Genomic DNA, 8,056 nt, shown 5'->3' with positions numbered 1-8,056 from the left:
TGGGGACGGTTAAAGGACGATAGATAACCAGTATTGAACATTTCATCGTAAAAACGCGATGTTGACGAATAAGGTCGTTTGTAGTAGTGCGATTCATCGCACGTTCTTAAGATATGCTAACGGGCAATAAATTGTCCTACTACAAACGCTTGATTTCTAACGCTACTCATAATCCCCCAATTCATCTCGCAACCGTTCCAATTCCGCTTTCAATTCCGCTACAACCCCCGCATACGCCGGATCTGCATAAACATTGTGCATCTCATGCGGATCCTTCTCCAAATCAAACAGTTCCCATTCTGGTGGTGTCGCGCGGTCGATTGCACCGCCTGACCCCAATGCCTCGCCGTAATAGTAAATGAGTTTATACCGTTCCGTCCGCACACCGTAGTGCGCGGGGATATTGAAGTGCGCAAGGTGCATCCAATACCGGTAATACATGGATGTCCGCCAATCCGCTGGCGTTTCACCTTCCAACGATGTTCGGAGGCTACGTCCTTGTATGTTGCTTGGAATTGCTATGCCTGCGTAGTCGAGGAGTGTCGGTGCGAAGTCAACGTTCAGTGTGATTTGTTCACTCACACCCGCCGCTTGGATTTCACGTGGATACCGGACGAGCAACGGAATCCGCATCGATGCCTCATACATGAACCGTTTGTCATACCATCCGTGATCGCCTAAAAAGAATCCGTGATCTGCAGAATAGATGACAATGGTATCTTCCGCAAGACCTTCCGCATCCAGATAATTGAGCAATCGTCCGACGTTCTCGTCAATAGCGTGAGCACAGCGCAGATAATTCTGCATGTAGCACTGATAGTTCCATCGTTTCAAAGCATCGCCTTCGAGACCTTCAGGTGTCGGTTCCGGCAGATGGTTTTTCCGGTGCATCATACCCACTTGGGCTGTGTTCATCGCAGCCGCCGCTGCCCGATTTTCGTAGACATCGTTGAAAGTCGGTGGTTCAGGAATTTCCTCCGTATAGAGATGCTGATGCTTTGGATTCGGAAAAAATGGATCGTGTGTTGCTTTGTAGGTCGTCATCAGAAAAAACGGCTGATCCGTCTCTCTGCTTTGTAGCCAGTTCAGTGAACTATCTGTCACGATGTCCGCGGAGTATCCATTAAATTTTTTCCGTTCCCCCATCTCGATCATTTCGGGATCGATGTGCGCGCCTTGGACAGGAAACACGTTCCAGTAATCGAATCCGTGCGGATCGCTGACATCACCGTGTCCGAGATGCCACTTCCCGGCAATCGCCGTCTGATACCCGTCTTCATGCAGCATCTGTGCGACTGTCTGTTCCCGCGTGTGGTCAATTGTGTCCGCGAGGGTTTTGATACCGGTCTTATGGCTGTATTTTCCTGTGAGAATGGAACCGCGTGCCGGTGTGCAGATTGCGTTCGTGCAGAAACAGTTGTTGAATCGCATCCCACCATCACCGATTCGGTCGATATTCGGTGTGCTATTCATATTGCTTCCATAGCAACTAATCGCTGGTGCCGCATGGTCATCGGATACAATGAGAAGTATATTCGGCTTATTTGTAGGCATGACTTATTCCCAGGGTTTCAGGATAATCTTCGAGCTTTCGTGGGATGCAGAGGTTTCAAATGCTTGCTGAATCTCGCTCATCGGGAAGACATTGCTGATGAGCAAGTCGAGGAGTGATGAGCCTTCGATAACCTTCATCAATCCAGGAAATTGGCTCAGATTGTAGTGCCATGCCCCAGCGAGACGCAACCCTTTACCAATGAGATCTGGACTCACATGAAGGACGGTGTCGTTTCTGCCACTCTGTCCGACGAACGCAATCGTGCCTCGCCGACGCGTCGCATCAATACAGAGTCTGTGCGCTTGAACGTTTCCTGAGCAGTCGAGCGCAAAGTCCACACCGCGCCCGTCCGTAGTGATATCCCGAATCTGATCTACGGCATCTTCATCGGTTGGATTGATGACCGCTTCGACCCCCATCTGTCTTGCGCGTTCGGCGCGCCACGGGATCAGTTCTGCAGCAATGACTTTGGCACCACGGAACCGAGCGTTGGTAATCGCTCCGAATCCGACAGGACCGATACCGGTAATCAGCACGGTATGTGTCGCATTAACGCCCATCTCGTCAAACGCTCGATACGACGGACCCAAGGCGCAACACGCAAGGGAGGCGTGTTCATAAGAGACGGTGTCTGGAATCTTTGGGAGCAACCAAGAGGGCTTGAGAATATACTGGGCCATTGTCGCACTCCCGTAAGGGGAGCCGACGAATTCCTCAAAATTGTAGTTGTTTTCGCAGTGGATGTAGTCACCGTCGGTGCAAAGCACGCACTTCCCGCACGGATATTGTGGCATGACAACCACGCGGTCGCCGATCTCCACTTTTCCGGGCTGGGCGATGTCGACAACCTCGCCCGCGGCTTCGTGTCCAAGTCCGTCGGTTTTATGTCCATACTCAAAAGCGTGGTATTCATTACACATCGGTGATGCGTGGATTTTTACAACGACCCAGTCCTCTTTCGGCATCGGATCTGGTACTTCGACGAGTCCTGCTTGATTTTCACCTAAGATTGCTGCGACTTTCATAGTTGCTCCTTATATTTTTTCCCAAAGGTATAGGAATATTTCAGTTAAACCTTCGCGCATTTTAGCATAAATTACGCTATAAAGCAAATTGTCGGTTATCATAATTAGAGGTATTCCCGATTCCTGTAGGAGGGATTTCCAAATCCCGCCCCAAATCATATTTTGCAACTTCTCCTGACCATGCCGCTGACCCCAACGTATCCTGAAAATCCTTGAATCCTGTGAATCCTGATTCTGACAATTCGTTACCAACGACTGACAATTATCCAAAACTTTGCTTGACAAAATTGGCGAAAACCTGTTTAATTATAGAGGCGAATATAAACACTCACAGCGAGTATTGACTTGCAAGCCATATCAGATGTGCCGTGTTTGCGGCATGTTAGGATTTAATCTATTTATAAAGGGACAAATCAAATGAAAATAGAACAACGACTCGAAGAATTAGGTGTGGAATTGCCAGAACCCGCGGTTCCCGTAGCGAATTACGTCACGACGGTGCAAACCGGCAATCTCGTCTTTACCTCTGGACACGGTCCCGGAACTGGCGAAGGTCCAATCTATAAAAGCCAACTCGGGACCGATGCGACAATCGAGGAAGGCTATGCTTCGGCACGTCAAGTGGCGATCTGCTTATTGAGTACACTCAAACACGCACTCGGTGATTTGGACAGAATCAAGCGTGTCATTAAAGTGCTTGGGTTCGTCAATTCGGCACCTGACTTCATCGACCAGCCCGCGGTTGTTAATGGTGCATCCGACTTTTTGGTCGAGGTGTTCGGGGATAAAGGTAGACATGCACGCTCCGCAGTCGGCATGGTCCAATTACCCGGTGGGATTCCTGTCGAAATCGAGATGGTTGTCGAAATTGAAGGCTAATCTCTTGAGGAAACTTAAAATCGGTATTATGAGCACGGAAGCGCAGCCCGAAACGAAGTGGAGGGCGACTCGGGAGAAGAATACTCCAAGCATGAAACCACGCTTATTACGCCGCAAGGAAAGTTAAAAATGGCAGTTCAAATTGTTAAACCTCGGATCCGCGGGTTTATATGTACCAATGCCCATCCCGCTGGGTGTCATGCAAATGTCCTTAATCAGATAGATGAGATTAAGCAGGGCATTCCCTACAAAGAGACAGATATGAATGCCCTTGTCATCGGGGCATCAACGGGCTATGGACTCGCTTCTCGGATTGCTTTAACATGGGCTTACGGTGCGAAAACGCTTGGGCTTCTTTATGAACGACCCGCTGATAGCAGACGCACCGCAACAGCAGGTTACTATAATACTGCTGCTCTCCACCGACAGGCGACAGCGGACGGGTTTTTCGCGGAGAGTCTCAACGGAGATGCGTTTTCCGATGAGATGAAGGCGGATGCGATTGCCCGACTCAAAGCGGACTTCGGGAAAATAGATATCCTTGTCTACAGTATCGCCGCACCGCGACGTATACACCCGAAAACCGGGGTCTCACATCAATCTCAACTGAAACCGATTGGCGAGTCGTATACAGGAAAAACCATCGACTTGAATCGGGAGGTTGTTACATCTGTTACCATTGATCCGGCAAGTGAAGAGGAGATCACTGACACGATCGCTGTGATGGGCGGCGAAGACTTAGAGATGTGGATTGACGCATTGGCAGAAGCGGAATTGCTCGCACCAGCGGTCACAGTTGTTGCCTATACTTATATCGGGAGTTCCTTGACATGGCCCATTTACCGAGACGGGACTATCGGTAGAGCGAAGGACGATCTCAAGGCGCGTGTGGATGCACTTGACGAACGGCTCGCAAATCAACTCGGCGGCAATGCCTATATCTCGGTGAACAAAGCCGTCGTTACACAAGCCTCCGCGGCGATTCCTGTCGTGCCGCTCTATGTCAGTATCCTTTATGACATTATGAATGTCAAGGGCATCAATGAAGCACCGATTGGACAAATGCGACGCCTTTTCTTAGAACATCTCGGACCTGGACTCCAACCGCAACTCGACAGCGAACGCTACATTCGTCTCGATGACCGTGAGTTACAGCCTGAAGTAACCGACGCGGTAACCGAGCGTTGGGGACAAATTGACACCGACAATTTTCATGAACTCTCGGATTACGCAGATTTCAGGCGACGCTTCCGAAACCTGTTCGGCTTTGAGGTTGAAGGCGTGGACTACGATGACGCAGTCGAGACAGAATTAACGTTTTAGGAAATGACTGGCTGCGGAGATTAATATCTGAATGCGAGATGTGCAACCGAGGGAACTACAATTCTACCGAATGCCAAACGGACGTGAGCCTTTCGCTGAATGGTACAATGCAATTCAAGACCCATGGACGCAGAGTAGAATTCAGAAACGGCTTGTGCGGCTTGGTCTCGGCAATTTTGGTGATTGTCGTTCTGTTGGTAGCGGTGTGTTTGAATTGCGTCTTCAGTTCGCTGCCGGTTATCGCATCTATTTTGGTGAGGTAGATGACACGGTTGTTCTTATACTCTGTGGCGGGGACAAATCGTCGCAGACGCGGGACATTACACGTGCAAAAACTTATTGGTTACAATACAAGGAGATACAACGATGAGTGAGTATCGAACTTTGCGCGATTTCCAAATGGAACAACTTGCTGACCGGACAGCGGCGATTAACTATCTTCAAGTGACATTAGAAGAATATCAAGTTGATGGGGATATGCCCTTTTTTCTTTCCGAGATCCGGACCGTTTTAGAAGCACAAGGCGGGATAGCCAAACTTGCTAAGAGAACTGATATTGAACCCGCAGTTCTCTCAGAAATGCTCACTAGCGACGCGGCACCGCGGCTTGATATGTTCAGTACGGTTTTGACTGCCCTCGGATGCCGGCTCTCGATTCAACCGTTAGAAGCAACAGAATGTAATGCCGAACCCGTGGCAGGAGAGACGTCAATTGTGTCATCAGAACTATCAAACCCCAGTTCTGAAGTTGTAGTAGAAAAAAGATGAATTGTATGAATTGTTACGTAAAGACCTTTTAACCGACAACTGAAAACTCATAACTATTATAAAGGAGAAACTTATGACGCAACCAATTCAGGTTACCGTCTGGAATGAATTTAGACACGAAAAAACAAACGAGTTCATTCGTGGTCTTTATCCGAATGGCATTCATGCCGCAATTGCAGATGGACTCGACAAAGCCGGTGGTTTTAAAGTTCAAAGCGCAACGCTGGATGAACCCGAACACGGCTTGACCGATGACGTACTCGAAAGCACCGATGTTCTCATCTGGTGGGGACATGCCGCGCATAATGCAGTTGAAGATGCGATTGCTGCTAAGGTTCGCGCACGTGTTTTGGACGGTATGGGACTCATTGTCCTGCATTCCGCGCACTATTCTAAGCCTTTTACCGGTTTGATGGGCACATCCTGTAGTCTCAAATGGCGTGAGGCGGGTGAAAAGGAACGTCTCTGGGTCATTGAGCACGGACACCCGATTGTTGAAGGTTTGGGCGAATACTTTGAAATTGAACACGCCGAAATGTATGGCGAGCCGTTTGATATTCCTGAACCCGATACACTCGTTTTGGTCAGTTGGTTCCCCGGCGGCGAAGTTTTCCGAAGTGGATGTTGTTATTATCGCGGCAGAGGGAAAATCTTCTATTTCCGTCCCGGGCATGAGACCTACCCGATCTATTACGACGAGAACGTTCGGCAGGTTATTGCGAATGCCTCTCGATGGGCAGCACCCGGTAACGCACCGACTCCTGTCTTTGGCAACGCAAAACCCTTAGAACCCATAGAAGAAGAATAGACGTCCAACGTAGCATTGCGCGGGCTTCTCTGAAGCCCGCTCGTTGTTATAGGAACCTTTCATGCAAACAGAAGAGACACAAACACCTGAGCCTGTCGACATTCCAGCCGCCACCGGTCCGTATACCGAACCATGGTCCCTGAAAAAGATTATCGCGCTTGCATCGGTGTTTGGACCCGCCGCGATTGTTGCCTCAGTGAGTATCGGGGCAGGCGAAACGATTGTTGTCGTCCGGGCAGGGGCGTGGGCAGGATATAACTTGCTCTGGCTTGTGCTGCTCAGCTGCGTCGTCAAAGGTGTTTTTGTCACTTATCTGCTCGGTCGCTATACCGCGGTTAGCGGTGAATATATCGGGCAGCGGCTCGCCAAGTTACCTGGACCGCGCGGCTGGCTCCTCATTGCGATTGTCCTGCTTGAAATGATAGGCGCGCCTTTGGCATGGGTGCCGATCGCCAAACCCTGTGGTGCCCTGCTCCATTTTCTGTTCAGGGATACGCTGTCTTCAGGTATCTCGCAACTCGTTTGGGAAAACCTCATCACGTCCTGTTTCATCACCCTCGCACTCCTTTTCGGTTTACGTATCTCCTTTGAAAGACTGGAAAAACAGCAACTCATTATCTGCCTCATTCTTGTGGTCGGAACGATTATTGGCACACTCATGGTGCGTCCCGACTTTGGTAAGGCACTCGTGGGGAGTCTCCGTTTCGGATATCTGCCAGAATTCCCTGAATGGGCACCCAAAGATGCGGTTGAAAACCCTTTATTGACAATGGCGACTGCCTTTGGGTACGTCGGTGGTTCTGTAATGGGATACGTTGTTTACGCAAATTGGGTGAGTATGCACCGATGGGGGATGACATCACATCGGAACATTGACGCTATCCGTCAGCGTGCCTCCAATCGTGATAGAATTGATTATCTCCCTGAGCAACCTGAGCAGATCAGCCAACTCCGAAAAATCCTTGCACCCCTCCGGTGGGATATCGGTATGGGCGCGATAGTCCTCTTTATCGTGACGGGTGCGTTCATGATCTCAGGTGCTGCTGTCCTGTATGGAATGCAAAGCACTTTTGAAGGATGGAGCCTCCTGACCGATCAAGCGAGTGTCTGGAAAAATATTCATGCCTCACTTGTATGGGTATATTACATCTGTATTGTCGTCGCGCTGTGGGGAACGCTACAGGCACTACCAGAGATTTACGCACGCGTGATGCAAGAGTTCTTCCAAGCAATCTGGCCCCAACGTGAATGGAACTACGATATGCTGCGCAGATGGGTCTGTCTCTATATTTTCCTTACGACGATGGTGCTCATCTGGTCAAACATTCCGTTCGACATCTTGACACAAATCGCAGGCTTTATTTTGGCGAATTTTTCGATCGCTTTGATGATGCTTGCAGCTCTGTATCTCAACGCGAAACTGCCTGCCGCTTATCGGACGCGTCCGTTCATGTTCGTCGGTGCTCTGATTTCCGCCGCTGTGCTTATTACATTTGCCGGGATTAGTGGTTGGGGTTTGTTCGTCAAACTGTTCATTGGTAATTAAGGTTCGTAATTTATGGTTGCCTAAGTTGCGTTTGATTCCATTGCGCACAGGTCCTTGGTTTATACACAACCCATAGTCCGTAACGAAGTGGAGGACGGATATAAGCGAGTGCTGCGAAAGTTCTAATCCACGTCGTTTCTCCGCAAGGTATA

Annotated in this window: 8 protein-coding genes; 6 read left to right on the top strand and 2 right to left on the bottom strand. The window is 49.5% G+C overall.

The annotated features are described in order from the left end of the window. Positions 1-162: 162 nt before the first annotated feature. Both J4G07_20980 and J4G07_20975 read right to left on the bottom strand, forming a co-directional pair. Complete coding sequence (locus tag J4G07_20980; protein MCE2416461.1) at positions 163-1,554, bottom strand: sulfatase; 1,392 nt, start codon at positions 1,552-1,554, stop codon at positions 163-165. Between the two features lie 3 nt (positions 1,555-1,557). Beyond that, on the bottom strand, positions 1,558-2,580 hold the full coding sequence (locus tag J4G07_20975) for a zinc-binding dehydrogenase (protein MCE2416460.1): 1,023 nt from the start codon (positions 2,578-2,580) through the stop codon (positions 1,558-1,560). Between the two features lie 417 nt (positions 2,581-2,997). Between J4G07_20975 and J4G07_20970 the strand changes: the two genes are divergently transcribed. From J4G07_20970 to J4G07_20945, 6 genes are all read left to right on the top strand, one after another. Further along, positions 2,998-3,459 carry a RidA family protein gene (locus tag J4G07_20970; protein MCE2416459.1) on the top strand — a complete coding sequence of 154 codons (462 nt, stop codon included), beginning with the start codon at positions 2,998-3,000 and terminating at the stop codon, positions 3,457-3,459. Positions 3,460-3,588: 129 nt separating this feature from the next. Beyond that, positions 3,589-4,782 carry a trans-2-enoyl-CoA reductase family protein gene (locus J4G07_20965; protein MCE2416458.1) on the top strand — a complete coding sequence of 398 codons (1,194 nt, stop codon included), beginning with the start codon at positions 3,589-3,591 and terminating at the stop codon, positions 4,780-4,782. A gap of 31 nt (positions 4,783-4,813) precedes the next feature. Beyond that, positions 4,814-5,152: a type II toxin-antitoxin system RelE/ParE family toxin gene (locus J4G07_20960; protein ID MCE2416457.1), complete on the top strand. Its 339-nt coding sequence runs from the start codon at positions 4,814-4,816 to the stop codon at positions 5,150-5,152. Further along, positions 5,149-5,550, top strand: coding sequence for a hypothetical protein (locus tag J4G07_20955; GenBank protein MCE2416456.1), 402 nt, complete (start codon positions 5,149-5,151; stop codon positions 5,548-5,550). The genes J4G07_20960 and J4G07_20955 overlap by 4 nt, the downstream gene beginning before the upstream one ends. Before the next feature lie 73 nt (positions 5,551-5,623). Beyond that, the gene (locus J4G07_20950; protein MCE2416455.1) at positions 5,624-6,358 is read left to right on the top strand and encodes a ThuA domain-containing protein; all 735 of its coding nucleotides are present in this window, start codon (positions 5,624-5,626) and stop codon (positions 6,356-6,358) included. Positions 6,359-6,419: 61 nt separating this feature from the next. Further along, positions 6,420-7,904 carry an Nramp family divalent metal transporter gene (locus tag J4G07_20945; GenBank protein ID MCE2416454.1) on the top strand — a complete coding sequence of 495 codons (1,485 nt, stop codon included), beginning with the start codon at positions 6,420-6,422 and terminating at the stop codon, positions 7,902-7,904. Positions 7,905-8,056: the final 152 nt, after the last annotated feature.

This window comes from Candidatus Poribacteria bacterium (genome assembly GCA_021295715.1).
Classification (GTDB): Bacteria; Poribacteria; WGA-4E; order WGA-4E; family WGA-3G; genus WGA-3G.
Note: the sequence above shows the minus strand (reverse complement) of the source record. Positions and strands in the feature narration are given on the sequence as shown.